This window comes from Sorangium sp. So ce887 (genome assembly GCF_051521455.1).
Taxonomy (GTDB): Bacteria; Myxococcota_A; Polyangia; order Polyangiales; family Polyangiaceae; genus Sorangium.
The window spans coordinates 4,534,945-4,560,496 of record NZ_CP150354.1 but is presented as its reverse complement, the minus strand read 5'-3'; the positions used below and the strand labels follow the sequence as shown (position 1 = coordinate 4,560,496).

At 69.6% G+C, this 25,552-nt stretch carries 23 protein-coding genes; 9 read left to right on the top strand and 14 right to left on the bottom strand.

Going from position 1 to position 25,552, the window contains the following annotated elements; all coding sequences use genetic code 11:
• Positions 1 to 39: 39 nt before the first annotated feature.
• Both WMF36_RS16945 and WMF36_RS16940 read left to right on the top strand, forming a co-directional pair.
• Entirely contained in the window at positions 40 to 627 is a 588-nt protein-coding gene (locus tag WMF36_RS16945) for a LysE family translocator (RefSeq protein ID WP_437580643.1), read from the top strand.
• Positions 628 to 672: 45 nt separating this feature from the next.
• A complete protein-coding gene (locus WMF36_RS16940) occupies positions 673 to 2,112 on the top strand; it encodes a PLP-dependent aminotransferase family protein (protein ID WP_437580642.1) in 1,440 nt (479 codons plus the stop codon).
• A 55-nt stretch (positions 2,113 to 2,167) separates the two neighbouring features.
• Here the strand turns inward: WMF36_RS16940 and WMF36_RS16935 are convergent, their stop codons facing one another.
• The 7 genes from WMF36_RS16935 to WMF36_RS16905 form a co-directional block, all read right to left on the bottom strand.
• Positions 2,168 to 3,874 (bottom strand): protein kinase domain-containing protein, encoded by a 1,707-nt coding sequence (locus WMF36_RS16935; protein ID WP_437580641.1) that lies wholly within the window; start codon positions 3,872 to 3,874, stop codon positions 2,168 to 2,170.
• Positions 3,875 to 3,880: 6 nt separating this feature from the next.
• Entirely contained in the window at positions 3,881 to 4,636 is a 756-nt protein-coding gene (locus WMF36_RS16930; protein ID WP_437580640.1) for a PP2C family serine/threonine-protein phosphatase, read from the bottom strand.
• Complete coding sequence (locus tag WMF36_RS16925) at positions 4,633 to 5,316, bottom strand: vWA domain-containing protein (RefSeq protein ID WP_437580639.1); 684 nt, start codon at positions 5,314 to 5,316, stop codon at positions 4,633 to 4,635. The genes WMF36_RS16930 and WMF36_RS16925 overlap by 4 nt, the downstream gene beginning before the upstream one ends.
• A 55-nt stretch (positions 5,317 to 5,371) precedes the next feature.
• Positions 5,372 to 5,833: a hypothetical protein gene (locus WMF36_RS16920; RefSeq protein WP_437580638.1), complete on the bottom strand. Its 462-nt coding sequence runs from the start codon at positions 5,831 to 5,833 to the stop codon at positions 5,372 to 5,374.
• 184 nt (positions 5,834 to 6,017) lie between these two features.
• Positions 6,018 to 7,499: a hypothetical protein gene (locus WMF36_RS16915; RefSeq protein ID WP_437580637.1), complete on the bottom strand. Its 1,482-nt coding sequence runs from the start codon at positions 7,497 to 7,499 to the stop codon at positions 6,018 to 6,020.
• Positions 7,412 to 8,368 carry a hypothetical protein gene (locus WMF36_RS16910; RefSeq protein ID WP_437580636.1) on the bottom strand — a complete coding sequence of 319 codons (957 nt, stop codon included), beginning with the start codon at positions 8,366 to 8,368 and terminating at the stop codon, positions 7,412 to 7,414. Before WMF36_RS16910 ends, WMF36_RS16915 begins: the two co-directional genes overlap by 88 nt.
• Positions 8,369 to 8,835: 467 nt before the next feature.
• Complete coding sequence (locus WMF36_RS16905) at positions 8,836 to 10,128, bottom strand: hypothetical protein (RefSeq protein WP_437580635.1); 1,293 nt, start codon at positions 10,126 to 10,128, stop codon at positions 8,836 to 8,838.
• Between the two features lie 283 nt (positions 10,129 to 10,411).
• Between WMF36_RS16905 and WMF36_RS16900 the strand changes: the two genes are divergently transcribed.
• From WMF36_RS16900 to WMF36_RS16890, 3 genes are all read left to right on the top strand, one after another.
• Positions 10,412 to 10,930 (top strand): MarR family winged helix-turn-helix transcriptional regulator, encoded by a 519-nt coding sequence (locus tag WMF36_RS16900; protein ID WP_437580634.1) that lies wholly within the window; start codon positions 10,412 to 10,414, stop codon positions 10,928 to 10,930.
• Positions 10,931 to 11,651: 721 nt separating this feature from the next.
• A complete protein-coding gene (locus WMF36_RS16895) occupies positions 11,652 to 12,101 on the top strand; it encodes a carboxymuconolactone decarboxylase family protein (RefSeq protein WP_437580633.1) in 450 nt (149 codons plus the stop codon).
• Between the two features lie 121 nt (positions 12,102 to 12,222).
• Positions 12,223 to 12,951, top strand: coding sequence for a dienelactone hydrolase family protein (locus WMF36_RS16890; RefSeq protein ID WP_437580632.1), 729 nt, complete (start codon positions 12,223 to 12,225; stop codon positions 12,949 to 12,951).
• Between the two features lie 10 nt (positions 12,952 to 12,961).
• Here the strand turns inward: WMF36_RS16890 and WMF36_RS16885 are convergent, their stop codons facing one another.
• The 6 genes from WMF36_RS16885 to WMF36_RS16860 form a co-directional block, all read right to left on the bottom strand.
• Positions 12,962 to 13,384: a hypothetical protein gene (locus tag WMF36_RS16885; protein ID WP_437580631.1), complete on the bottom strand. Its 423-nt coding sequence runs from the start codon at positions 13,382 to 13,384 to the stop codon at positions 12,962 to 12,964.
• Positions 13,326 to 13,577 (bottom strand): hypothetical protein, encoded by a 252-nt coding sequence (locus tag WMF36_RS16880; protein ID WP_437580630.1) that lies wholly within the window; start codon positions 13,575 to 13,577, stop codon positions 13,326 to 13,328. Before WMF36_RS16880 ends, WMF36_RS16885 begins: the two co-directional genes overlap by 59 nt.
• 52 nt (positions 13,578 to 13,629) lie before the next feature.
• Positions 13,630 to 13,812 carry a hypothetical protein gene (locus tag WMF36_RS16875; RefSeq protein WP_437580629.1) on the bottom strand — a complete coding sequence of 61 codons (183 nt, stop codon included), beginning with the start codon at positions 13,810 to 13,812 and terminating at the stop codon, positions 13,630 to 13,632.
• 33 nt (positions 13,813 to 13,845) lie between these two features.
• Entirely contained in the window at positions 13,846 to 15,033 is a 1,188-nt protein-coding gene (locus WMF36_RS16870; RefSeq protein WP_437581923.1) for a serine/threonine-protein kinase, read from the bottom strand.
• A gap of 388 nt (positions 15,034 to 15,421) precedes the next feature.
• Positions 15,422 to 16,858 (bottom strand): serine/threonine protein kinase, encoded by a 1,437-nt coding sequence (locus WMF36_RS16865; RefSeq protein WP_437580628.1) that lies wholly within the window; start codon positions 16,856 to 16,858, stop codon positions 15,422 to 15,424.
• Positions 16,859 to 16,956: 98 nt separating this feature from the next.
• Entirely contained in the window at positions 16,957 to 18,420 is a 1,464-nt protein-coding gene (locus WMF36_RS16860) for an FAD-dependent monooxygenase (RefSeq protein ID WP_437580627.1), read from the bottom strand.
• A 913-nt stretch (positions 18,421 to 19,333) separates the two neighbouring features.
• Between WMF36_RS16860 and WMF36_RS16855 the strand changes: the two genes are divergently transcribed.
• Complete coding sequence (locus tag WMF36_RS16855; protein ID WP_437580626.1) at positions 19,334 to 20,155, top strand: hypothetical protein; 822 nt, start codon at positions 19,334 to 19,336, stop codon at positions 20,153 to 20,155.
• A gap of 608 nt (positions 20,156 to 20,763) precedes the next feature.
• Positions 20,764 to 22,029 (top strand): hypothetical protein, encoded by a 1,266-nt coding sequence (locus tag WMF36_RS16850; protein ID WP_437580625.1) that lies wholly within the window; start codon positions 20,764 to 20,766, stop codon positions 22,027 to 22,029.
• Between the two features lie 176 nt (positions 22,030 to 22,205).
• Here WMF36_RS16850 and WMF36_RS16845 read toward each other — a convergent pair whose 3' ends face one another.
• A complete protein-coding gene (locus tag WMF36_RS16845) occupies positions 22,206 to 22,619 on the bottom strand; it encodes a winged helix-turn-helix transcriptional regulator (RefSeq protein ID WP_437580624.1) in 414 nt (137 codons plus the stop codon).
• A gap of 284 nt (positions 22,620 to 22,903) precedes the next feature.
• Between WMF36_RS16845 and gstA the strand changes: the two genes are divergently transcribed.
• Both gstA and WMF36_RS16835 read left to right on the top strand, forming a co-directional pair.
• Positions 22,904 to 23,524 (top strand): glutathione transferase GstA, encoded by a 621-nt coding sequence (gene gstA, locus WMF36_RS16840; protein ID WP_437580623.1) that lies wholly within the window; start codon positions 22,904 to 22,906, stop codon positions 23,522 to 23,524.
• 352 nt (positions 23,525 to 23,876) lie between these two features.
• Entirely contained in the window at positions 23,877 to 25,388 is a 1,512-nt protein-coding gene (locus tag WMF36_RS16835) for a hypothetical protein (protein WP_437580622.1), read from the top strand.
• The last annotated feature ends 164 nt before the right edge of the window (positions 25,389 to 25,552 follow it).

The following is a 25,552-nucleotide window of genomic DNA, read 5'->3' as shown; positions in this document are numbered from 1 at the left end:
TCCTAAGCTCCGGGCCACACCTGACCGGAGCCACCCGCGATGACCGAGCTGCTGCCCCTGGCGACCTATTGCTTCGTGATGTCCAGCACCCCGGGGCCGAACAACATGATGCTCACCACCTCGGGCGCCAACTTCGGCTACCGCGGATCGCTGCCGCACGTGCTGGGCATCTGCGCGGGCGGCGCGGTCCAGACCTTCGTCACCTGCCTCGGCCTGGGCGCGCTGTTCACCGCCTACCCGGTGCTGCACAGCGTGCTGCGCGTGACCGGCGCGCTGTACCTGCTGGTGCTGGCGTGGAAGCTGACCGGCGGCGCCGCGGTCCAGGGCGCCGAGGTGCCGCGGCCGCTGTCGCTCGCGCAGGGGGCGCTGTTCCAGGCCGTCAACCCGAAGAGCTGGGTCAAGGCGATCACGCTGGCCTCGGTGTTCATGCCGGCGGGCATGGGCGTGGCGAGCGGCGCGCTGCTCGTGTCGGTCGTCGGCCTCGTCATCGCCTTTCCGTGCATCTCGGCGTGGGCGCTGTTCGGCGTGGCGATCCGCCGATTTCTGACCGACCCGCGACGGCAGCGGGTGTTCAATGGCATCATGGCCGGCGCGCTGGCGGTGCTGGCGCTCCTGTTCCTGCGCTGACCGCTGTTCCTGCGCTGACCGCTGTTCCTGCGCTGATCCTGACCCATGTTCTCGCTCGACCGCGACTCCGCCGTTCCCCTGGCCGATCAGATCGAGGCGCGCCTGCGCGCGCTGATCGAGGGCGCGCAGCTGCCGCCGGGCGCGCGGCTGACGTCGATCCGCCAGCTGGCCGGTCAGCTGGGCGTGAGCCCCAACACCGTGGTGACGGCCTACGATCGGCTTGTGGCGGCCGGGCTGCTCGAGTCGCGCGGCACGGCCGGGTTCTTCGTGTGCGAGGCGGCGTCGGCCATGCCCAGCGAGGTGTGGCTCGAGGCCGGCGAGGAGCAGGAGCCGGTGTGGCTGGCGCAGCAGTCCAACGACCAGCGCGCCGGCGTGCTGCTGGCCAGCAGCGGCGCCCTGCCGGCGAGCTGGCTGAGCGACGCCATCCCGGCGACCGTGCTCCAGCGCGCGCTCGCCCGGAACGACGCCGGCATGGCGGCGCGCTGCCCGCCGCAGGGGCTGCCCGAGCTGCGCGAGCGCATCGCGATGCTGCTGCGCTCGCAAGGCATCGCGGCCGACGCGGGACGGCTGATGACCACGTGGGGCGGCACGCACGCCATCGACCTGATCTGCCGGAGCTACCTCCAGCCGGGCGACGCGGTGCTGGTCGAAAACCCGGGTTATTTCCTGATGTTCGGTCGCCTGCGGCAGGCGGGCTACCGGATCGTGCCGGTGGCGCGCAGGCCGGACGGCGTGGATCTGGGGGAGCTGGAGGCCGCGTGCCGCGAGCACCGGCCGAAGCTGCTGTTCCTCCAGAGCGTGCTGCACAACCCGACCGGCTGGGGATCGAGCGCCGCCAACCTGCACCGGGTGCTGATGATCGCGCACCAGCACGGGGTTCTGATCGCCGAGGACGACGTGCACGGGCACTTCCACCCCGGGCACCCGACGCGGCTGGCGCAGCTCTCGGGGCTGGAGGGGGTCGTCTACTACTCCAGCTTCTGCAAGGCGCTGAGCCCGGCGCTGCGCCTCGGCTACATCGCGGCCGAGCCAGGGCGGCTGAAGCCGCTGCTGCGCGAGAAGATCTACTCGGTGCTGACGACCGGCGCGCTGAACGAGCTCGTGCTGCTGGAGGTGCTGTCGGCCGGCCGGTGGCGCAAGCACATCGACCGGCTGCAGCAGAAGCTCGGCGCGGCCCGGAACGCGACGGCGCGCCGGCTGAGCGACGCCGGCGTGCTGCTCGATCATCCGGGTGAAGGCGGGCTGTTCCTGTGGGGCGCGGTGCCGCGGGGCGTGGACGTCGACGAGCTGGTGAAGGACGCGTACCTCAACAAGATCCTGCTCGCGCGCGGGGCGACGTTCATGGCGGATGGGGCGGGCGATCCGCATATCCGGTTCAACGTGGTGTTCAGCCAGCATGTGAGCGTGGCGGAGTACCTGGCGGAGCGGTTTACGGCCCTGGAGAGCGCGCGCAGCGCGATGGCGAGGACGGGGGCGGTGGCGTAGCGCGCAGGGAGGGGCAGCGAACGTCGAGAGGGCCGCTGGGACCACGAGATACCGCTCAACGGGGGGCCTCCTGGACCAGATACAGCGTGGCCACCCAGCCGACGCGCCCGCTCGCGACGACCTCGACCTCGGCCCACGCCAGCTGCTCGGCGATCCGGGTGCGGCCGGTGAGGCGCAGGGCCGTGCCGTCGGGCAGCGGGAGCCTGTCGCTCCCCGTCGACGGCGCCGCGCGCAGGTACGCGCCGGTGCCCCCGGTATGGCCGATGGTCGCGCGCTGCGCGAGCACGGCGCAGGGCTGCGGGCGCGGCATCGGGGACGCGCCCGGAGTCGCGAGCAGCCTCGAGGTGACGAGGACGCCGGCCGCGCAGGCGCCGGCCGCGGCGATCGACGCGACCGAGGTGAAGACCACCCTCCCCCGCGGGAGCCATGCGCGCGCCCGACCCCCAACCCCAACCTCGGTCGCCCGCCTCCCAACCCCAACCTCGGTCGCCCGACCCCCAACCCCAACCTCGGTCGCCCGACCCGCTGCCTCCTTGACCACCCGCGCCACCGCGCCCCTGTCGAGCCCGAGCCCCGCCCCCGCCCTGTCGAGCCATGCCCGCTCCGCCGCGCTCAGCGCGCCGTCCCGCAAGCGCCCGCGCGCGTGCAGGCCGAGCCAGCGGATCCGCTCGGCCTCGGGCGCCGCCGCCGGATCGCGGACCCGCGCGATCGCGCGCTGGAACCGCTGCTCCGCCGGGAACAGGTCGATCCCGGTGCGCTCCCGGCGCTCGCACCACGGGCAGCGCGGGAGCGCCTTGTCGTGGAGGTGCGCCGGGCTGCGGGCACAGCGGACCATCTCGCGCTTCGCGCGCAGCAGCGCGGCGCGCCACGCCGCCGCGCCGGGGCGTTCGGCCGGCGCGCCATGGCCAGGGCCGAAGCAGCGGATGAAGAGCGCCTGCAGGCCGGGGTGGAGCGTCGCGAACGGGATCGCGCCCGCGGCGGCCCGGACGCCCGTCACGCCGGGCACGAAGGGGCAGAGGCCCAGGCGGATCCGGGCCGGGATGCGCTCGGCGCCGCCGGCGCCGCCCGGCGCGAGCTCGCCCTCGAACGGGTGCGCCCCGCCGAGGAGCAGCTGGTGAATCAGCACGGCGAGGGCGAACGCGTCGGACGCGGGGGTGCGGGCTGCGCGGCCGGGATCGGCGCCGCAGAGCTCCGGCGCTGTGTACTCCGGCGTGAGCACCGGGCAGCCGTGCACCTGCCCTGCAGCGGGATCACGGATCTGGAACGAGTCGGCGTCCACCAGCGCGACGCGCCCGGAGAGCGGGGAAACGAGGATGTTCTGCGGCTTCAGGTCGCCGACGCAATGGCCGGCGCGGTGGACGCCATCGACGAGGCGCGCGAGCCTGGCCGCGAGGACGCAGAGGTCCCGCTGGGTGAGCCACCCGGCGATCTGCATGCGCTCGTCGGGCACGAGGCAGCGGTGAACCTCGATCGCGCCGCGCTGCAGGGGCATGAGGAACCCCGCGAACGCCGCGCGCCCCTCGGCCTCGGTCAGCAGCGCGACGGGCCAGGCGAGCGCGCGGCGGAGGAGCCAGGACGGCCGGCGCTCCAGCATGACGCGCAGCTTCCGCTCGCGTCCTTCGGCCCTGTCGGGGCGGTAGATCTTGGCGCAGAGCGCCCGGCGCCCGCGGACGGCGAAGACGGATCCCTCGCCGCCCGCGCCGAGCTCCTCGCCGAGCTCGACGACCCTCCCCGCGGGATCCCGGTACGCCTTCGCGCTCATGCGCGCTCACGGGGGCGCGCGCAGCAGCGCGACGGCGAGCGTCTTGTCGTCTCCCGAGCTCCGCCGCAGCGGCTCGGCGTCGAGCAGCCGCGCCACCTCGCCGCCGGCGGCGCCCGCGTCGGTGACCTCGGCCGCGAACTCGAGGAGCGGGGCGCAGAACGGCGCGAAGGGCGCGAGGGCGCGGCCCCGCACGAGCGCGGCGCCCTCGCAGCCGTCGGTGAAGGCGCAGAGCGCGTCGATGCCCTCGTGGAGGTCCACGCGCAGGCGCGCCTCCCACGAGGGCGAGGAGACGAACCAGGTCTCGTTCGCGTATTCACCGCGATCGGGCGCGCTCAGGACCACGAGCTCCCCGTCGCCGCGTCGGCGCCCGACCACGGCCCCGTCGCCGAGGTGCGCGACGGCGACGGCGTCGCCCCACGCGGCGACGGCCACCAGCGTGCAGGCGAGATCCTCGGGCGCGAGGGCGCGCGCCTCGGCCTCGCGGAGGAGCGCCTGCCGGCCGGCCGCGCAGGCGGCGCGCACCGCGTCGCAGAGGGCCTGGGGACCGGCCGGCGCGAGCTCGCGCAGCGCCTCGACGACCGCGGCCGCGACCGCGGCGGCGCCGATCTCCGAATGCGCGGCGGATCCGGCGCCGTCGCACAGGCACAGGCCGACCCCGCGCCCGCCGGCAGGGCCCCACACCCAGGCGTCCTGGCAGGGCGAGCCCTCCTGCTCGTGCTGCGGCCCGCGCACCGACGCGCCGAACACGAGCCACCCCGTCACGACGGCAGCGCCCCCCACCCGGCCGGCCCGGTGGGGTCCTCGAGCGGGACCTCCTCGCCGGGCCGGGAGCGGCTGCGCGCCTGGAGGCTCCTGCTGAGCCATTGAAACATGGTGTCCCACTGCGCCTCCTTGAGCCGGAGCGGCGCGCGATCGGGCGAGAGCTCCTTGAGGCGCTGGAAGCTGGCGGTCTTCGTGCCGACCGCGAGGAGGACGAGCCGCCTCTCGCGCTCGGCCTCACGGACGCGGCGGACGGCCGCTGGCCAGCGGGCGGTGTCGGTGGGCTCGCCGTCCGTGAGGAGGAAGATCAGCGGGCGGTAGTAATCGAGGCCGCTCTCGCGGTAGGCGCGCTTCTTGGCCTCCAGGAGCTCGAGGGCCTGCTCGATCGCGGCGGCCATGGGCGTATCGCCGGCTGCGGCGAGCGCGGGGGGCTCGAAGACGGCGGCCTCGCCGAAATCACCGTGGACCGTGACCTTGCCGCCGAAGGTCACGACCGCCAGCTCGACCCGGTTGCGGGCGACGGTGTCCCGCGCGAGCGCGGCGCGGAGGCCGTCGAGGCCGGCGGCGAGGTCCGGGAGGTCGGCGGTCATGGATCCCGAGGTGTCGACGAGCAGGACCAGCGGCTGGCGGGGCTCGCGGTTGTTGTCGTTGACCCGGACCCGGTCGACGAGGGACGGCGGCATGCCGGAATGGAAGGGCAGCCGGCCGCGGAGGGACAAGAAAGCGGCGGGGCTCTTGCTACCGCCCCTCGCTCCGCTGCCGGCACAGCCCCGTCGCCCCCTTCGGCGCGCTGCCGCTCGTCCAGCACATCCGGCTGCGACCCAGCCGGATCTCGACCTCCGGCGGCAGCTCCTCCGGCAGGATCAGGCGCCACGCCTCGTCCTCCGGCTGCTTGAACAGCGCGTAGATCGCCACCCGCCCCTTCTCCGGCAGGGGCACCATGAGCACCTGCCTCACCCCCGGGAGCACCGCCAGCGCGCTCAGGACCGAGTCGTCCGGCGCCATGGCCATGCCCGCCACGTCGTCGTACGTCTCCGTCGAGAAGGCCTTGCCGTCGATCGCGCGGGCGAGCACGTAGCACGAGCGCGCGTCGTTCATGTCGGCCGCGGGGGTGAGGGTGAGGCGGAGCTCCCTTGTCGAGCCGCCGCAACCCGGGAGCGCGAGCGCCGCCCCGAGGATCATCAGATACGCGACGCGCATGAGGCGCCAATCTTCCCGCGCCGGGGGCCGCGCGGGCAACTACGGCGCCATCGTCGATCGGGACGTTCCTCCGGGGGGTGGCCGGATCTGAACATGAAGGCGGGAAGGGAGGAGCGGCGGCGGTCGTCGCGCGGGCGGCGAGGGCTGTCGAGCCTCTGCGCGTCGCGCCTCGCCCACGTACGCTTCAGCCTCGGTAGTTGTAGCCGACGAGGCTCTGGAACCGCTCGTAGCTCCAGCCGCGTTTCTGGACGGTCTTCACCTTGCTCGCATACTTGCGGACGCGCTCCACCATGGCGTCGCCGGCGGTGCTGATCCCCTCCGGGTTGAGATCGAGCTCGTCGAGCTCCGCCGCCACGGCCTGGACGGGCGTGAGGCCGCCCTTCGCGGACGTCGTCCATGCCTCGAGCTTGTCGTGGACACGAGCGCTCACGGGCTGCTTGAACTTCGGGAAGACGGACAGGTAATTCCGCCCGTTGGTGTTCTCCTCGGGCATGGCGAGGCCGTTGTCGATCTTCCTCATGCCGAGCTTGTAGCTGCCCATCTCGTCGACTGGCTTCTTCAGCAGATCTCTCACCGGCAGCGGCGTCTCCGCGGAGACGCCCGGCCCCGCCTTGACGTAGACCACGCAATTGCCGCCGTGCGCATCATTGTCGTGGGTGAGCCAGTTCAGGACCATCATGTCGGCGAAGTCGTTCTCGTCGAGCATCGCATCGATGAGGTGGGTGGCCGAGTCGGTCGCCTCGTGGATGGGCGCTCCTCCCTGGCGGAGCTTTGTGACAAGCTCGTCGCGAAGGTCGCCGACGCCCATGATCCCGGGGAGGAACTGCTGGGCGGAGCAGAGCTTCGGCCCTTTCGTGCTGAAGACGCCGGACCCGTCGAAGACGGCCGCCACGGTGCCAGGGACGAGGTGGCCCAGCCCGAGGCGGTTCGCCACGTGGTGGGTCGCCACCTCCCGCTGTACCGCCGTGTGCACCGGGATCCCGGCGTGGAGGCGCTTGCCGTCGTAGCCGAACCCTTTGCGGTTGTTCGGGCACATCAGATCTTCGTCGCCCGGCTTCACGACCCAGCCGGTCTTCCCGCCCGCCTTCAGGAAGTACGCTCCTCCATCACCGCCGGAGATGGCCGACAGCCTGGCGCCGCCGCCTCGAAAGGTCGCCAGTTGCTTGTAGATGGGCTTCAGGCTCTCGCGCTTGCCGAGCGCCTTCACCTTCGGGCGCCACGCCTCGAAGATCGATCGGGTCAAGCGTTCGCCGGGAGACAGCGCGACTTCGCGGGACGGCAGGAGCTCGACGAGCTCGGAGGAGCCGATCCGCGAGGTCGAGGACCGCGGCGGCACGGGCAGCAAGCCGCCGATCATGCCGGGGGTGCGCACGAGCGGAGGCCGGACCGGGCACACGTCCGTGCCGCCGCGAACCGGAACGAGCGCGGTGGAGTTGGAGTAGCCTCCCGGGCTCGACGGGAGCTTCTGGGGAGATCGCGGCGCCGGCTGGCGCGACTGGTGGGCGTCGATGGATCGCGCCTCCGCGGCGGTGATGAGGGAAGCCGAGAGGAGCAACAGCGCCGCCCATACGGGGAGGTTCACGAGGGGCCCGTCCAGCAGGGAGGCGTCGACCTTCCCCGCGAGGTAAGCCCGCTGCTGGTGATCGCTTTGCGGTTGTTCGGGCACATCAGATCTTCGTCGCCCGGCTTCACGACCCAGCCGGTCTTCCCGCCCGCCTTCAGGAAGTACGCTCCTCCATCACCGCCGGAGATGGCCGACAGCCTGGCGCCGCCGCCTCGAAAGGTCGCCAGTTGCTTGTAGATGGGCTTCAGGCTCTCGCGCTTGCCGAGCGCCTTCACCTTCGGGCGCCACGCCTCGAAGATCGATCGGGTCAAGCGTTCGCCGGGAGACAGCGCGACTTCGCGGGACGGCAGGAGCTCGACGAGCTCGGAGGAGCCGATCCGCGAGGTCGAGGACCGCGGCGGCACGGGCAGCAAGCCGCCGATCATGCCGGGGGTGCGCACGAGCGGAGGCCGGACCGGGCACACGTCCGTGCCGCCGCGAACCGGAACGAGCGCGGTGGAGTTGGAGTAGCCTCCCGGGCTCGACGGGAGCTTCTGGGGAGATCGCGGCGCCGGCTGGCGCGACTGGTGGGCGTCGATGGATCGCGCCTCCGCGGCGGTGATGAGGGAAGCCGAGAGGAGCAACAGCGCCGCCCATACGGGGAGGTTCACGAGGGGCCCGTCCAGCAGGGAGGCGTCGACCTTCCCCGCGAGGTAAGCCCGCTGCTGGTGATCGATGTGCTTCACCCCGCTCACGTGCCGCGCTCGGTCCGCCTTCGTCTTCGCTTTCTTGGAGTCGAGGAACCCCCGGTTGCGTTGACCCTTGCGATACGGCTGGAGAGCCTCCCCGATGGCGGGCTCGGGCTGCGCCACCGTCGCAGGGTGCGGCGGCCTGGGGGCTATGCCGCCGATGGCGGGCCTGGGTTGCGCCACCGTGGCAGGGTGCGGCGGCCTGGGGGCCATGCCGCCGATGGCGGCCCTGGGCTGCGCCACCGTCGCAGGATGCGGTGGCCTGGGGGCCACGCCGCCGATGGCGGGCCTGGGCTGCGCCACCGTCGCAGGGTGCGGCGCGCGGGCGTTCGGGGGCGGAGCAGGCGGTCGACCGACGATGGACATGCGGCTCCCGGAGACCCAGTGCGGTCCTCCTCCCTATCCGCGCTCGCCGCCCCCGGCAAAAAAACCACCGGCACGCGCCGGCCCCTCGGCCGCCGGCCCCGGGCGCACTTGACCACGGGACGATCGGGCCGTCGAGGTCTTTCTGACGAGCGAAGGCGCGGAGCTCTTCGAGCGCCTGCATGCACGACTACGAGAGGCGCTCGCGCCACGCATCGACCGGCTCGACGCCTCGGACCAGCAGCGCCTCCAGGAGCTGCTGCGGCGCATGTTCGACTCGACGGAAAGCTGAGCGCCCAAGATCCGCTGTGCGAGGTTCAGGGCAGCTGGGCCCGCCTCCGCTCCCGTCAGGGCATCGGGTACACGAGCGAGAGCCCGGCGACGCACATCTCGTCGAACGTATTCCCCTCGCCGTAGGCCACGTCGATCGTCGAGATCATCTTCGCCTCCTTGAGCGCCTTGACCACGTACGGGTTCTCCGTCGAGTTATTGTACGTGCACCGGACCTGGAGCACATCGCCCGGCTCGAGCGTCGGGAGCGTCTCGATGGGCGCGTCGTACGAGTACGAGCGCTGCCAGCCGAACTCCCACTTCGGCGCGTGCGCCAGGCACTCCTCCTTGGGTTGATCGGGTGAGCCGTTCGCCCGCGTGACCGTCACCTTCTCGTCGAATCCCAGGTAGTGCATGTGCAGAAAGTCGCCATAGATGCGCGTGCCCGGCGGGAACGGCATCTCTTGCGATCCGGGCGAGTCCGGGGCCGGGACCGTGAACTGCTGCGTCTCCACGTGGTCCTTGCTGTCCGCGGGGATCAGGAACTCGACGCCGTTCTTGTCGCCCGGACCCGGTAGCAGCCCGAAGCCAAACTGGCCGACCGGATCATCGAAGTTGCCGATCAGGTGGTACAGGAAGCCGTACTTCGGCTTCTCTTTGGTGAGCCTGAGCTGGATGCGCGTCAGGTCCGGGTCGGCCGTCGTGCCGGCGGGGTGGTAGTGGATCTGCATCATGATGAGCGACCCCTTCGGGATCAGCTGACCCACCCCCTCGGGCAGATCGACCGGGTCGGTGCCGGGAGCCCAGGCTGTGAGCATCTGGAGCGATCCAATGTCCACGCCATTCGGGATCTCGCCGGCGCCACACGGAAAGCTCCCGTCGGGGCCGGCCAGGCTCGCGGACTTCCCCTCCGGATCGATGGAGATGATCCCATGGTGAACGACCTTGTGGTTGCCGGGCACCATCTGTAGACCATTTAGATACTGGTCCTCGGTGAGCCCGGGATCGATGATGAAGCAGCGGAACTCGTCCTGCTCACCGGAGGTGACGTAGGGCTCGTTCGGATGAACCTCGAGGGTCATGCCCGGCAGGTCGGGGCTCTTCGGCACGAACGAGGCGGGCGCGTCCTTCGGATCACCCTTGGGGGTGCCGGCCTTGCTCCAGGCCTCCAGCGTGCTGATCTCCTCGTCGGAGAGGCGGATGTCGCCCTTCCACGCGTGACGGGTCGAGCACTCGTCCGTGTCACGCACGGCGAAGGGCGGCATCGTGCCCGCCTTGGTCGTGTGGACCATGAGCGCCGCGACAGCCTTGGCGTCGTCGTACGCGGTAAGGCTGAAGGGCGCGATATTGCCCGCGGAGTGGCAGCCCATGCAGCTCTTCTGCAGGATGGGCTCGACGTCTTTGTGGAACGTGGGGCTACTCCCAATAGCCTGGGGCTCCGTGGGCTCGTCGCCCCCGGAGCAGCCGGTGAACGAGGCGGCGGCTGGCAGGGCGAGGGCGAGGGCGAGGGCGGACAGCGAGACTCGGGCGACGGAACGCGAACGTGTTGAAGCAGGCATGATACCTCCGGGCAGCCGGATCCTTCACGAGCGGAGGGTCCGGGCGCTTGGTAAGGAGCCACGTTTTGTTGACTGCGTTCTATATATGTGTAATATGCATATAGTCGCCCCTTCCGAAGCGTCAAGAAAATTTGTGCAAAATACACGGATTGCAAAAAAGAAGCTCCGCGAGCTCCACGGAGCCATGGTCGATCTGATCGCGCTCATGAATCAGCCGCAGCGCGATCAGGCGCTGCTCGCGGAGGCGGGCCTCTCCCTGGATCGAGCCCTCTTTGTGCTGCTGGTGGGGATCGAGCGCTTCGGGCCGATCGGCGTGGTCGAGCTTTCGGACCGAGCCGGGCGCGATTACACGACCGTGAGCCGCCAGGTCGCGAAGCTCGAGAGCCTGGGGCTGATCGAACGTCGACCCAGCCCAGCCGATCGTCGCATCCATGAGGCGGTGCTCACCGACAAGGGGCGGCAGATGACGGACGCCCTGGACGCCGCGCGACAGAGACTTGCGGCCCCTATCCTCGCCAAGTGGAGTGAGGAAGATTTGAGCGACCTGGTGCGCCTGATGCGCCGGTTCGTGGACGACTTGATGGCGCCGTCCAGCGGAACGGACAAGACCTGAGGGGCAGACCACGCTCCTCCTCGACGGGGTGTCGCCTGGGAGAGGACACCCGCGTGCCGCGTCCCTCCCCGCACCGTCGTTCGCCGAACCGGCGGGCGCGCTGGAGCCGCTCCGGCGGGCGCCCGTCGTCCGAGGAGTTGGCTGCGCCCGATGCGGACTCGTCGAGACCGGTGAGCTTGACGGAATGCCCGAAGCCGGCCGCTCGCGCCGCCCGCAAACCGACAGGGGCGATGCGCGCCAACGGTGTGGACTCCGTCCGGCTGCGCGGGAACACCTGGACCGCCCGCCTGTCGATGTGCCGGACCGAGACGAAGCCAATCCGCGGCTGGAGGTGCTCGCCGAGCGCGCCGGGCGACTGGAGGCCGCCCAAGCGCGTTGTCGACGAGGAGCGCCCCACGACCGACACCGCACGGATTACCAGGGTATTCTGGATGGCACGACCACGTCGTGGTTGTGCGATGATGTCGACCGAACGTTGGGGCGAGTGGGCACTTGCCTTCGCAAAGGCGTTTGGACCCCCTACCCACCTTCGCCGCCAGCGTCCCGAAATTTTCCTTCAGCATCGACATGACGTACAATCTCACCGTGGCGAACTGACGCTGAAGGGGCCCGATGGGCACAGGGAGGCGTGACGTGCATCTGCGCCAAGGACAGCGCTCGGCGGCCCCCGGCGAGCTCCACCTCCTGCCCGAAGCGCTCGAACGAAGGTCAAGGTAAAGCAATGCGCATTCCCGAGTACTACGGGCACGTATCCCCCGATGGCTACCGACACCTGATGAACCTCCAACAATACGTGAGCCACTGCGGGCTGGAGCCCAGGCTGCTGGACCTCATCGCGCTCAGGGCCTCCCAGCTCAACGGCTGCGCCTTCTGCCTCGATCTGCACACCCGGTACGCAGTCAAGGACGGAGAGACGATCCAGCGGCTCGCGTGCATCCCCGCGTTCCGGGAAGCACCCTTGTACTCCGCGCGCGAGCGCGCCGCCCTCGCCTGGACGGAGTCCCTCACCCGCCTGTCGGAGACGCACGCGCCGGAGGATGTCTTCGCGGAGGTGCGGGCGGTCTTCAACGACAAGGAGCTCGTGGACCTGACCATGGCGATCTCCCTCATCAACGCGTGGAATCGGCTGGGGGCGGGCTTCAGCGTCGAGCCCGGCGCCGTCGAGGTGTGATCGGCAAATCCCTGCCGGCCGCGAAGGGCGACGCAGGGGGCGCAGCGGCCGGAGCTTGGCGGGCGGCGGCCGCTCTGCGAAGCTGGAGCGCTGTTCACGAGCACTCCCGAAAGGCACGACCATGCGATTCACTTCCGAACAGCGCCTCGACGACGGTGTCCTCGAGCGCAAATTCACCCTCGGCGAGATCCCCGGCATCCTGTGGACGCCCGGATCCCAATCCGCACCGGCTCCGCTGATCCTGCTCGGCCACCCCGGCGGACTGCACAGGATGTACCCCCGACTGGTGGCCCGGGCCCGGCACTCCGTGGCGGAGGGCTTCGCCGCGGCCACCATCGAGCTCCCCGGGGGCGGTGACCGGCCCCGTTTCGCCGCCGTCGAGGAGGCCCGCGCCGACCTGCTCCGGGCGCTGGAGGCCGGCGAGCCGGTCGACGAGATCGTCGACCGGCTCGTCCTCCCGCTGGTCGAAAAGGCGGTCCCGGAATGGCGGGCCGCCCTGGACGCCCTCCTTTCGCTGCCCGAGATCGGCGGCCCGGTCGGGTACGCGGGAGGGGTGATCGCCATCGGCCTCCGGCTGGCGGTGGTCGAGCCGCGCATCTCGGCCGCCCTTCTGTTCGCCGGGAGTTTCGTGCCCCGCACCATGTTCGAGGAGGCCCGGCAGGTCACCATTCCGCTGCTGGTCCTGCTGCAGTGGGACGACGAAGGAAACGACCGGCAGCTGGCCCTGGACCTGTTCGACGCCTTCGGCTCCAAGGAGAAGACGCTGCACGCCAACATGGGCGGGCACACCGGCGTCCCGCAGTTCGAGGGGGACGACGGGAGCCGGTTCTTCGCCCGGCACCTGAAGTGAGGCCGGGCCGTCAGGCCGGCAGCAGACGATAGGAGCTGTCGGCCAGGATGCCGCTCATCGAGGACAGGTCCCGGCCCTCCTCGATGAGCGGTGGCCAGCAGATGCACAACCGCCCCGACCGCGGCGGTACCGGCCCTCTTTCATGGATCGCTACCCGCGTGTCGCCCTGCAGGTCATCCCCACCAATCGGCGCGTCGATTTGATCGAGGAGCGAATCGACATCGCGCTTCGAGTGCGCACAAAGCTCGACACCGACGCCACGCTCACCCGGAAGACGCTCGCGAAGAGCCGCCGGTTCCTCGTCGCGAGCCCCGCCCTCGCGCGTCGCCTGGGCGGCGCGCCGGAGATCGCCGCGCTCGCCTCCGTACCGACCCTCAGCCAGAGCGAGCAGGCCGGCGAAGATGCGTGGGAGCTCGTCGGGCCTGACGGGCATTCGGCGGCGCCGCGAACACGGCGCGCAGACCCTCCACGCTGCCGGTGGCCAGCACCGGTTTGCCGTCCATCTTCGGGAGCGACATCGGATCGCCGTAGCGCTCCCGCATGCGCAGCGTGAAGCCGATCGGGTCGAAGATCCCCTGCAGGTTCACCAGGATGTTGCTGGTGGGGCCTTTGGGCAAGGTGGTCATGGGGCGCGTTCCTTCGATTGAACTGCTTCCGCTGTTCGATGCAGGTGACATGCTAGCACGTCCGCCTGCCCCCGGGCGGACAGGCCGCTCCGCAGCGCTCGCTGGCCGCCGCGACCTGGCGCATCGCGGCGGCGAGCGAGCGCACGTCGCGCGGGTCGCGGAGCAGCGCGGCGTCGCCGGCCACCTCGGGCACCGACGTGAGGTTGGAGCAGGCGACCGGACAGCCGCAGGCCATCGCCTTCCTCGATGTGGCCTTGTTGAGTCTCTGTCAGCTGAGCAGGATGGCGATCAAGAGCGCGACGCTGAGCAAGAGCGATACGACGATGGACGCAATGAGCCACGGCCGCATCGCCGGCGAGGTCCACCTGGACGCGAGCGATGTCGCGCTCGTCTGGTGCCCCGGAGCACCGGGGTGCATCGTAACGGTCGGCTCGAGCTGCCTCGGCGCGCCCTCCATCGCCGCAATGGCCCCGTCGATGGCCGCGATCACGTTGGTGGCCGTCGGATAGCGTTGGATTGGGTCTCGCTGGACGAGCCGCATCACGATCGCCTCGACTTCGACGCGGATACCTGATCCCGGAGCACGCTGGCGGAGCGGGGGCGCATCCTCGAGGAGCCGCTGCCGGAAGGAAGATTGGCCATCGCTCGCGTCGAACGGGCTTCTCCCGGACAGCATTTCGTACAAAATGATTCCAAGCGCATAAAGATCTGCGCGAGCATCGACGGCATCCATGCCGCGCACGGCCTCCGGCGCGAGATAACTGAGCGTGCCGAGGACTTGGTCGGCAGCGGTGAGGTCCTGACCTTTGCGCGCGGCCTCGCGGCTTTCGGTGGACAGGAGCTCTACGTTCACCTTAGCGAGGCCGAAATCGATGAGCTTCACCTGATCACGGGCGCCGAGAAGGATGTTCTGCGGCTTCACATCGCGGTGCACGATCCCCTTCGCGTGCACCGCCTCCAGAGCAGACGCGATCTGCCTCGCGATGTGGAGCGCGCGTCGCGCGGGGAGCGGAGCCGAGGCGATCACGTCCTGGAGCGGGGTGCCCTCGACATACTCGAGGACGAGAAAATGCGACCGATCCGCGAGCTGACCGAAGTCGTTTGCCGAGACCACGTTCGGATGCTGGATATGCGCCCCCGCGATCGCCTCGCGCTCGAACCGCGCCACGATCTGGGGGAGGTTCCGGGCGCTCGGCTGGAGGACTTTGATCGCGACCTGCTTGCGGAGGTGCACCTGCTCGCCGCGGTACACGGCTCCCATGCCGCCCTGCCCGATGAGCTCGTGGACGCGGTACCGCTCCGAGATCAAGCTCCCGATCAGCGCTGGCGCTTGGTTGTCTGAGCGCACCAACGTGGGTGCGTCGTCCGACCATGACCGTGCCGCAGTCTCGATTTCTTCCCCAAGCGCCGAGCTTGAGAGCTCAACGACGGATGCGTCGCGTTGTTTCCCGAGCATCGGCACCGTGAGGTCGTCGGTGCTTGAGCGCCCCTTGGGTGGGATTATCCCTGGCATGCCGAGGAGTGTACACGCACAAAGGTGCTGAGAGCTGAGGAACCGCACCGCCGTCCGAGTGGACATCATGCTCAATCCACCCACCGCACGGAAGAGCTGTGCAGTTCCGCGATGTTCGTGGATCTGGTTCCGTACTCCGACATCAGCCTACAAGGATGACCACAGTGCATCGAGCCGTAGCTCGCTGGTCGCCGCCCGCATCGCCGGAACCTCGAGCCCCGCCCCGAAGGCGCGACGAAGACATCGAGGGCGGGCGATCGGGGAGCTGGGCGGCGGCGTGCTCTTCGGCATGCCGACACGGCACAAGATAAGGCCGCCGCGTCTCACAAAGCTATTCCCATTGGAACTCGGAGGGGTGGTAGGCCTTGAGGCCGTCAATCGGAATGGGCCCTTCGGGGGTGCCGCTGCACGCTTTAACGCCCTCATCATTCGTGCGCACTGGGTATGCATGTTTCAATTTCGACGTGACGCAAAATGGATATTTGCCGTCTTTGATGAGGAGGCGATACTTGCCATTTAGGGCGGGCCGGGGCGTCGATGAGGGCCCAGCGGTTGGCGATGGCGTGCTGGTATTGGAAGACGTGGCCATCGTGCGAGAGCTACCGCTCGCCTTGTCCTCTTGAGATGTCTCATCGTCCGCGCTCTCACGAGCGTCTTCGGCGGAGCCTCGCGAACGAACAACGAAGAAGACAGCGGCGAGGCAAACAGCGACAACAAAAGATCCAATCACTGCAATGATCAAAAATGGCGAATTCGAGCCCGCTTGTGGGCTGGTTGCAGCAGATTGAGGCGGCACGGCCTGCATCGCTTGGCCGGGAGCAGGAGCAGCCATCGTCGGGCCATCGACGCTGATTGCAGACGACACGTCGGCTCGGATCGACACTGGGGCTGGCGCGTGAGGGGTAGCATTGGCGCCCAAAACTCGCTCAACGTCTTCACGCATGGCGCGGGCCGTTGGATAGCGGCGCGATAGATCGAAAGCGAGCGCGCGATCGACGATGGCGCAAACCTCTGGGCTGACAGAGGGGGCAACGGTGCGCAGGGCCGGCGCAGGCTGCGTCGCCATTTTGATGAGGAGCTCGCTTTCCGTGGAGCCCTCGTGCACATGGCGCTTTGTCAGGATTCGAAACATCGTCGCGCCAACGGCGAAGATGTCGGCCCGCCCATCGATTTGGCGACCAGCGATCTGTTCGGGCGACATGTAAGGTATAGTCCCGAGCATCGTGCCGGTGCGTGTACGAACATTGGATTCGCCCTGTTTCATTCGAGCAATCCCGAAGTCGAGGACTTTGACGCCGCCTGAAGAGGTCAAAAACAAATTATCAGGTTTGATGTCTCGATGAACGATGCCGAGCCCGTGCGCGACATCGAGCACTTCGAGCACGGTTGAGAAAATGCGGAGCAGCTCGCGCTCCTCGATGCGGCCGGAGCCGTGGGCGCGCTTCCCGAGCGATTCACCATCGAGCAACTCCATCACCAAGAATGGCGAGCCATCTTCGCTCGTATCAATGTCGAGGACATTGACGGCTGCGGGGTGACCGAGCTGGTTAACTGCGAGCGCCTCTTGCTCGAACCTGGCTCGAAGCTCCTTGGAGACCGCGACCTCCGGATGGAGGATTTTGATCGCGCAGCGCCGGCCGATCCTGTGTGTCGCCTCGTAAACCGCAGCCATCCCGCCGACGCCGATAAGCGAATCGATGCGCCATTTGCCTCGGAGGACCGTTCCGATTCGTGCTGTATAGTGTGCTAGCTGGGGATCATCGCTCATTGGGGTTCAGGCTCCAATGTATACCGGATGCGAGGATAGGTAAAGCGAGCCTGGGCGCATCGCCGGGCGACCGGGTGTGACGCGGGCGGCCGAGCGAGCTACGCCGCCGTGGGCGGCCCGAACCACGTGGTCAGGGCCTCACGAAGGCCCTGGTCCGTGCCGTCTCCCACCCACGCGACGTATCCATCGGGCCGGATCAACACGGCCCTGGGCGCCGCGACCGCGCCGAGCACCGGGAGCGCCCACACCCCGGCGTACCGCGCGTCGACCCGCTTCACCCGATCCGCCCAGGGACCGAGGTCGAGGGCCCCGGGCTCACCGAGGTCGAGCAGCACCGGCCGGGCCTCGTGCAGCAGCGTGAACACCCGCCGTGGCCCGCCCTCGGTCTCCACGTCCAGATCGGGCATGCGGCGCCCGAGCAGCGGGTGTCCCGCGCCGAGGTCGTAGCGGATGTCCAGACCCGAGATCAGCCCGGCGTACCGCTTGCGCGCCTCCTCCAGCGTCAACAGCTCGGCCAGGGTCTCGCGCAAGGCCTTCGTCCGGTCGTCGCCCCGAAGGACCGCCGTCGCCGCCATGGTGTGCTTGAGCACCCGCGCCCCGACCGGGTGCCGCTCGGCCTGGTAGGTATCGAGCAGGCTCTCCGGCGACGTCCCGTGGACCACCTGCGCCAGCTTCCACCCCAGGTTCACCGCGTCCTGCACCCCGAGGTTGAGCCCTTGCCCGTTCGCCGGGGAGTGCACGTGCGCCGCATCGCCGGCCAGCAGCACCCGCCGCTCCCGGTACGACGCCGCCTGCCGGGTCGCATCGCTGAACCGCGAGAGCCACGTGACGCCGTGCACCCCGAAGTCGGTCCCGTAGGAGGCGACGAGCGCCTCGCGCAGGTCGTCCAGGGTCGGCTCCTCGTCTTGCCGGATCTCCCTCTCGCTCAGCACCGCCCGCACCCGCTTGCCGTCCTCGAGCGGCCCGATGCCATAGACACCCCGGTCTCCCTGGCGGATGCCCAGCGCCGGCTCGACCATCTCGCCCTCGGCCACCAGGTAGCTGACCGACGGCTCCCACCCCGGGAAGCCGATCCCGGCCTTCTTGCGGATCAGGCTCCGCCCACCGTCACATCCGACGAGGTACGCCGCCCGCAACGACCGCCCATCGGACAGCGCGACATCGACCACGGCGTCCTCCTGGGCAAACCCCGTCACCTCACACCCGCGGTAGCTCGGCACCCCGAGCTCCTCGACCCACGCGGCGAGGATGCGCTCGAAGTGCTTCTGCCACAGCGCCAGCCCGTAGTTGTGGCGCGTCGGAAAGTCGCTGAGATCGAGGGGCGTCGTCGCGAACGACGCGACCTGAGCGATCTTCCCTTCCGCGAGGAAGCGATCCGCAATCCCGCGCTGATCGAGCACCTCGATCGTGCGTGCGTGCAGCCCTCCTGCGCGCGACCCCGCGAGCTCCTGGCTCTCGCGCCGCTCGACGATGGCGACGTCCACCCGCGCCAGCGCGAGCTCCCCCGCCAACATCAGCCCCGTCGGACCCCCACCAGCGATGACCACTGCGTGCTTCGTCATGGTCAGGGACTGTGCCGCATGATCCGGGGCTTCCAGCAAGCCCCTATGTCTGATATACGCTTGCAGCGGGAAGGGGAAAGCGTGGCCTTCCCCCGCGCGCTCCGTGCGTGCTCCCCCCCGCGAACCACGGCGCGCAAATACGGCGCGGCCCCGACGAACAAGGCGCAGCGAAGATCCGCGTCCCGGATCCGGATGGCGACGATGACCTCGCGCTCGGAGAGGTCGGCCATGAGCCTCCGCCGCCCGCCACACGGGCAGGCCAACACGTCCTCGAGGTACACCCTGCGGCGCAGGCTCGCCCAGTCGATGCGCGCACCGACTGGCTTCGTGACGCCGGTGCCGAGGCGGGTGCGCGCACCGCTCTGCGCGGCCGGGGCACTCGCCTCCGAGGGGGGCGCAAGCGGGGGAGGACCACCTCCTGCCGGCCAGTCTCCGAGTCGACGTTCGGACCGCTGACAGCGATCCCACGTGAGCGGAAAACGCTCTTGAGTCGGTTCTGGATCCGCACCACGTCCTGACCCACGCATCGCATGCGTCCGGCTTGGCTCGCGCAGCCTCGTGCACTGGCCCCGTCCTTGAACACGCGCCGCTTGATCGCCCCTGTACGCACGTATTCGGCCAGTTTGTACGCGTCTCGCGCGTCGTCCTTCTGGCCACGACTCTCCGCAATGGCAGCCACCACCACATCCTTCGCATGCGGCGAGAGGATCTCGTAGTGGTCCTCGCCCACATCGTCCTTCGAGGGCGGCGGCGCCTCGTGGAAGCACGCTCCCTCGGCGCTCTTCTCGAAAACGCCGCCCCGCGCGAGCCGTAAGCCGCGTGTCCGTTGTCACCGGGTCGGGTCAGCGTAGCATTGTCGTCGCAGCGCGCCGCCTCGGCGCGCTGCGTTCGAAAAGGGGAACATCATATGCACATGCAACTAATTCGCACTTGTTTTCGCGTGCTGTCGGTCGCTTCGCTGGTCGTCCTCCTGGGGTGCATCGTCGAGGACGAGAGCCCGGATCAGGGCAACGGCAACGTCGACGGGGGCGAGGACGAGGCGATCGGCACCGCCGAGCAGGCGTTTGCCGCGTTCGGGTACAGCAGCGCCACCGCGACGTCGGGCAACGCCTTCCAGAACCTCGGCACCTGGAGCGGGAACGCGGCCTACATCATGGGCGTGACCGGAAACCTCCAGGACGGTGGCAACGTCGCGATGTACAGCTACCTCGGCACGGCGCGCGTGTTCGCGCACGCCGACTCGGGTGTGTCGGTCCGTGCCTACGGTGGGCTCGCCAACCCCGGCACCATGATCACGCAAGTCGGTTACTCCAACAACAGCTATACCACGACCAGCCCCAGGGTGTACCTCGCGTCCACCAGCAACAACCGACGCTGCTTCCTGACGCAGGTCATCAACTACGAGGGCGGCGACAACTTCGCCAGCGCGTCGGACTACATCGGCGTGGAGAAAGACGGCAGCTCTTGGTACCTCCACGGGCAGGGGAAGGTCGCCGGCTACGCGAGCTGTGTACAGGTGACGGACTACCTCGGCGACGCTTACCGCGGCATCCAGGCAGGGTCGGTGAACCTCGGCCCCGCGGTGAACGGCAAGACGTGCTGGCTCAAGGGGATTGGCGGCATTCTCCGCGGCGGCGTCTCCACCGGCGTGGTCGTCCAGTACGACGCCACCCAGTCCAGGTGGGAGATGAACGTCTCCACGAATACGCAGGGCTTCGTGGAGTGCAGCATCTAATCGGTCGAGGTCCGGCGCCGGCGATCCTCTCGAGGACCGTCGCGCGCTCGGCTTCGTTGGCCGCTCGCGCTCAGGCGGTCGCCTTCTTGCGCTTCCGCGCCGGGAGCGCACGGCCGCTGCGAGGAGTCTGATTTTCAGAAGCCGGCAGAGCGCGAGCGAGCTCCGGGATGAGGACGAGATTCTTGAGCTTCAGGCCCGCGGTGATCGCGGTCCGGCCGAGAGGCTAGGAGGTCGAATGCGCCTTCTACCGCCCAGTCGCCGGTTGTCGGGGCGCCTCGGGTCGGTCGGCGCTGCGCGACCGAGCGCGTTGGCCCCGAACCTGTGGCGCGGGTGGAGCGAGCTCATCAACAGCCGCCGTTCTCGGGAACGGCGCGCAGGTGGGCAGGGCCCTACGAGCGACTGGAGAGGAGCGGCCTTGGCCCCATCTCCTCCAAGCGGCGTCGTTCGTGACAGAAGGCTCGGGCGCGGTGAGCTTACGTGAACCCCAGCCGTTGACTCGACGGCGCCGCTCTCTCTTGAAAATTTCTACGTTCGACTCTCGTCGAACGCTCTCTGTGCTATAGCCCCCGCGTTTGCACCTGATTCAGCACACTCGCCGAGGGTATCCCATGAAATTCTCTCATGAACGCTTCGGGCTTGTAGCCTCAGCGTGCGCCGTGGCCGGTCTCCTCGCTCGCGGAGCCTCTGCGCAGTCGGCACCCTCCGTTGAGACCACGTACGTCGAAGCGCCCGCGACCGATCCGGGGCGCGTGGAGGGCTGGTCACCGGGGCTGCTCCTCGGCGGCACGTTCAACCTGGCCAACAACCGCAGCGTCGTCGGGCAGGCAGACGGGACAGGCGTCTCCGTAGGCTTCATTCTGGAGGGCTCCCTCGACTTCAATCAGGCCGCCCATGAGCTCCGCATGACGCTCGGGGCTGGCGCTGGCGTGACGCGCACGCCGGCCCTGGATGCCTGGGTCAAGACGCGCGACGCGCTCGCCTTCGAGGCTATTTACCTCTACCACGTCGTGCCCTGGTTCGGGCCGTTCGGTCGCTTCGCTCTCGATACGCAGATGTTCCCTGGCAGCGACCCGCGCTCGGCGCCGACGACCTACGCGATCACGCGCGCGGACGGGACGACCGAGGCGAGCACCGGGATGAGCCTTCACCTGAGCGACCCGTTCCAGCCCGTGACGCTCAAGCAGTCGTTCGGCGTCTTCGTCCAGCCTGTCAATCGGGAGTCCGTCCTTGTCGAGGCGCGCGCCGGCGCTGGCGCGCAGGAGGTTATTGCGTCGGGCGTGCTCGCCCTGGGGGACGACGACGGGACGCCCGAGGTCGAGGTGAGCGAGCTCTCGGGCTATAGCCAGCTCGGCGCCGAGGCTGTCATCGAGGCCTCGGGCGCGCTCCGTGAGAAGCAGATCACGTACAAGGCGGGCATCGCCGCCCTCTTGCCGATCGTGTATTCGGAGCTGGACGCAGGCGATGAGCGCGGCGCGCTGGACCTCATGAACGTCGACATCGTCGGGGGGCTCTCCTTCAAGCTCGTGGAGTGGGCGTCCCTCGATTACCAGCTCCATGTCGTGCGCCAGCCGCAGCTCATCGACGCCTGGCAGGTGCAGAATAACATCCTGCTCACGCTCTCCTATGCCGTGGGCTCGAAGGTGCCAGGGTTGCCGCCCTGCGTGCCCTGCAGGCCGGTGCCCACCAAGGCGGAGCCCGCGCCAGCCCCGGTGCCCACGCCGGCCCCGGTGCCCGCGCCGACGCCTGCGCCCACGCCGGACACGGCGCCCGCGCCGGACGCGGCGCCTGCGCCCACGCCGGCCCCGGAGTCCGCGCCGGACGCGGCGCCTGCGCCCGCGCCTGCACCGGACGCGGCGCCTGCGCCGATTCAATGATTGATAAACGCTAGCAGATAAACACCATCAAGAATCATCAGGAAGAGGGGATTGATGTGAGCTTCGGCGTCGCGGGCGCCAGGGGGCTTCGCCTGCGGCACTCACGCCGCTTCGCAGCTCGGGCTCCGCTCTGACGCGGGCGCCGGCCGAGCGGGTGCGAGGGGCCGGCCCCGCGCTCAGGCGGCGTGGCTTCGCGCCGGGGCGGCCGCGCGCTTCCGCGAGCGTGCCCCGGGCCCCGGCAAGGTGTGAGGCTCCCGGACGTTGAGCTTTCTGCCGACCTCGACGATGGCACGGAGCGCGGGCACCAGCTCCTGGCCGAGTGGGGTAAGTTCGTACTCGACCGAGGGCGGCGAGGTGGGCATGACGCGGCGGCTGACCACGCCCTTGGCCTCGAGCTCGCGCAGGCGCGCGCTCAGCACCCGCGCCGAGATCTGCGGGATGTCGACGCGCAACTCGCCGAACCGGCGCGGCTGCCCGCTGAGCGACCAGATGACGTTCGGCGCCCAGGCCCCGCGCAAGAGCGCCATGCACAGCGTCAGCGGGCAGAGGGGCGGCGGGGGGACGCGATTTTTTCGCACCGGCAGTGCCATAGGTAACCCCGAAGATACCCCTTTTTCAGGTATCCAGCACCTGGCTAGTATCCAGGAGTAACTTCGCGCGCTAGCTTGCGGGTCTCGATGGCGCCGGCCCCGAGCGATCGGGGCTGGCGCGCCGCGGCCCTCGCCGAAGCGACGGGCTTCGCCGGGGCGCGCGGGGGCCTTCGCCGACCCCCGCGCCCGCCCGCCCCTCGCCGCCCCGAACGCCCGGGGGCGCGTCGCCGGGGCGGGGTCGTTCGGGTATCTCACCAACACCACATGATTCGAGGGATGCTTCCATGAAATTGTATTTCACTCCCGGTGCCTGCTCTCTGTCTCCGCACATCGTCGCCCGCGAGGTCGGCATCGAGCTGGCGCTCGACAAGGTCGACCTCGCGTCCAAGAAGACGTCGTCGGGCCGCGACTTTTCGGCCATCAACCCGAAGGGGTACATCCCCGCGCTCGAGCTCGACGGCGGCGAGGTCTTGACCGAGGGGCCGGCCATCGTTCAGTACCTGGCCGACCAGAAGCCCGAAGCGAAGCTCGTGCCGCCGCCGGGCACGATGGCTCGCTACCGCGTGCAAGAGATGCTCGGGTACATCAACTCTGAGCTGCACAAGACCTACGGCCCGCTCTTCAACCCGAAGACCTCGCCCGAGCAGCGGCAAGAGCGCGAAGAGTACCTGCGCAAGCGCTACGGCGTGATCGAGGCGGCGCTCGCGAAGGGGCCCTACCTGTTCGGCGAGCAGTTCACCGTGGCCGACGCCTACCTCTTCACGGTCACCAACTGGTCGAATTTCGTCAAGCTCGACCTGTCGGGCTTCCCCAATTTGCTCGCGTACCAGCGGCGGGTGGCCGCGCGCCCCGCGGTGCAGGGGGCGATGCGGGCCGAGGGGCTTCCGGTCGACGGCGACAAGTAAGGGGGGGCGCCGCGCGGGCCGCCCCCGGCGGCGGGGCGCGCGCCGCGAGCGCTCACGGCGGGGGCGCCTTTCTGGCCCTCTTCGGCTCAACGCAGGCGGGGGCGTCGGCGCCCTCGCCGGGCAGGGCGGCGCCCCGCAAGAGCAGCGCCCACTCTTCGGACCAGCGCGCGAGCGACCGGAGCGCCTCGCACCCTCGCTCAAGTAGCAGCGGAGCGCGGCATCGTGCCGAAGAGCTCGAGAAATCGTCCGCAGAGTCTAAAGGAACACGGGATGGCGCGGAATAGGGCCATAGACGAGCCAGCGCATGACGTGCCGGTTCGACGGGAGACGCCTCTTTCCTCGAGATCCCAACATGAAAAAAGCCATTCTCTTCGCCTTTGCCCCGCTGCTCGCGGCGTGTGACGTGGGACCGACGACAAGCGCTGGGCCCGATCTCCGCGATCGCGAGGAGGCAACGCCGCCCTCGGCGGCCCTCGTCGATCCGATCGTCGCGCGCGGAGCGTTTGCCACGGAGGCCGATCGCGAGCGCTTCGAGGCCGACGTGCTGCCCTCGGCGCGAACGTTCCTCGCGTACTGGGCGGAGGCAGGGCTGAGCGTACCGCATGCGCCAGCGCGGCTCTTCATCTCTCCGCCGCGCGGGACGAGCGCGACGGAGGCCCTGCCGCAGCTCTACGGCGAGAGCATCTTCGACGATCTGCGCGCGCTCGAGGCGGAGGTCGCGAGCGCGCCCTCGAACCGGGCATCGATCGAGCGGATCGATGCGTTCACGTGCGAGCGGCCCCCCTTGCATCGCAACTTCCTCGAAGAAGTGGAGGAGCACGCGGACAACCCCGACATCGGCCCGGCAGACATTGCGCAGGCGCTGCGCGGGGAGCACGACGAGCTCCTGGGACCCGATGGAACCTTCTCGTTTCGCACCGACAACGGCGAGTTCGAGCTGCCGCTTCGCAGGAACTGCTCCTACACCCTGCTCGGACACTCCACGCAGCCCACGCGCGCACACCCTTACCTGGAGAGGGACGTCGTGAATCACGAGCTGGGCCATGCGCTGCACTACGGCCTCTGGCTCGCCTCCGGTCCGCTCGGCGAGCGCCTCAGCACCGCCGCGAATGAGGCCATCGCCGACATTCTCGCGCACGTGTTCGACGGTGATCCCTGCCATGGCAAGGTGCTGGACGAAGGGGGCACGCCCGTCGACTGCCGCCGGAGGATGGACGTCTACGAGGAGTCCGTCTCGGATGCATTCTGGCGCTTCGGTCGCGCCGATCACGAGACAGGCCAGTCGCTCCGGCAGCTGATCTGGACCCTGCGGGAAGAGGTGCCGGCGGACGTGCTCCGAGTTGCCATCGTCGATGGGATCGCCGCGGTGCAGGTCGCGCTGAATCAGATCGACGCGGAGCCGCTCGCCAACGTTCCGATGTTCGACGACGAGATCCTGGCCGCGCGCTACCGCTTCGTGCGCGAGTATGAGGCGGCGAGCGCGTTCTTCCACGCAGCGTGCGCGCGCCTGGGGGATGCGCCGCCGGCCTGCGGCGAGCACGCCCAGCGCATCGGCGATCCGCGCGTCGCGATGCGCGAAGCGTGGCTGGCGAACGCGCCGACATCGATCGGTCGCAGCGGCGTCACCCTGGCGGATGGCCGCCGCGTGACGTTCGAGCTGGAGGGCGCGCTCATCCGGCAGATGGCGGTCACGCTGGCGGACGGCGAGCAGCGGAGCTACCCGGGCGATCCCGATCTCGGGCTCCCCGAAGTGGAGCGTGAGCCTACGAGCGGTCGCATCACGCTGTGGTTCTCGGAGCCGGGCTCCACGGCGCCCGGCGCGCAGGTGGGGTGGACCTCCGACGGGGAGCTGATCGCGCGCTGAAGCACGACGAGGCCGCACGCGGAGGCGTCACAGATCGCTCGTGCAGCGGAAGCGGTGATGGAGGGTCCGCGGGAGCGTGCCGCGCGCCCGCGGGGCAATGCGGCCCCAGCAGCAGAACGCGTCAGAAGGTTTCAGTGCGATAGCAAATGTCGCGCTTCGATGGA

Bases quoted from the DNA above. Each gene is read 5' to 3' on its own strand.
- WMF36_RS16945 (WP_437580643.1), top strand. From the start codon at position 40: ATGACCGAGCTGCTGCCCCTGGCGACCTATTGCTTCGTGATGTCCAGC.
- WMF36_RS16940 (WP_437580642.1), top strand. From the start codon at position 673: ATGTTCTCGCTCGACCGCGACTCCGCCGTTCCCCTGGCCGATCAGATC.
- WMF36_RS16935 (WP_437580641.1), bottom strand. From the start codon at position 3,874: ATGAGCGCGAAGGCGTACCGGGATCCCGCGGGGAGGGTCGTCGAGCTC.
- WMF36_RS16925 (WP_437580639.1), bottom strand. From the start codon at position 5,316: ATGCCGCCGTCCCTCGTCGACCGGGTCCGGGTCAACGACAACAACCGC.
- WMF36_RS16920 (WP_437580638.1), bottom strand. From the start codon at position 5,833: ATGCGCGTCGCGTATCTGATGATCCTCGGGGCGGCGCTCGCGCTCCCG.
- WMF36_RS16905 (WP_437580635.1), bottom strand. From the start codon at position 10,128: ATGGGCTGCCACTCCGCGGGCAATATCGCGCCCTTCAGCCTTACCGCG.
- WMF36_RS16900 (WP_437580634.1), top strand. From the start codon at position 10,412: ATGCATATAGTCGCCCCTTCCGAAGCGTCAAGAAAATTTGTGCAAAAT.
- WMF36_RS16895 (WP_437580633.1), top strand. From the start codon at position 11,652: ATGCGCATTCCCGAGTACTACGGGCACGTATCCCCCGATGGCTACCGA.
- WMF36_RS16890 (WP_437580632.1), top strand. From the start codon at position 12,223: ATGCGATTCACTTCCGAACAGCGCCTCGACGACGGTGTCCTCGAGCGC.
- WMF36_RS16885 (WP_437580631.1), bottom strand. From the start codon at position 13,384: ATGCCCGTCAGGCCCGACGAGCTCCCACGCATCTTCGCCGGCCTGCTC.
- WMF36_RS16880 (WP_437580630.1), bottom strand. From the start codon at position 13,577: ATGACCACCTTGCCCAAAGGCCCCACCAGCAACATCCTGGTGAACCTG.
- WMF36_RS16875 (WP_437580629.1), bottom strand. From the start codon at position 13,812: ATGGCCTGCGGCTGTCCGGTCGCCTGCTCCAACCTCACGTCGGTGCCC.
- WMF36_RS16870 (WP_437581923.1), bottom strand. From the start codon at position 15,033: ATGCTCGGGAAACAACGCGACGCATCCGTCGTTGAGCTCTCAAGCTCG.
- WMF36_RS16865 (WP_437580628.1), bottom strand. From the start codon at position 16,858: ATGAGCGATGATCCCCAGCTAGCACACTATACAGCACGAATCGGAACG.
- WMF36_RS16860 (WP_437580627.1), bottom strand. From the start codon at position 18,420: ATGACGAAGCACGCAGTGGTCATCGCTGGTGGGGGTCCGACGGGGCTG.
- WMF36_RS16855 (WP_437580626.1), top strand. From the start codon at position 19,334: ATGCAACTAATTCGCACTTGTTTTCGCGTGCTGTCGGTCGCTTCGCTG.
- WMF36_RS16850 (WP_437580625.1), top strand. From the start codon at position 20,764: ATGAAATTCTCTCATGAACGCTTCGGGCTTGTAGCCTCAGCGTGCGCC.
- WMF36_RS16845 (WP_437580624.1), bottom strand. From the start codon at position 22,619: ATGGCACTGCCGGTGCGAAAAAATCGCGTCCCCCCGCCGCCCCTCTGC.
- gstA (WP_437580623.1), top strand. From the start codon at position 22,904: ATGAAATTGTATTTCACTCCCGGTGCCTGCTCTCTGTCTCCGCACATC.
- WMF36_RS16835 (WP_437580622.1), top strand. From the start codon at position 23,877: ATGAAAAAAGCCATTCTCTTCGCCTTTGCCCCGCTGCTCGCGGCGTGT.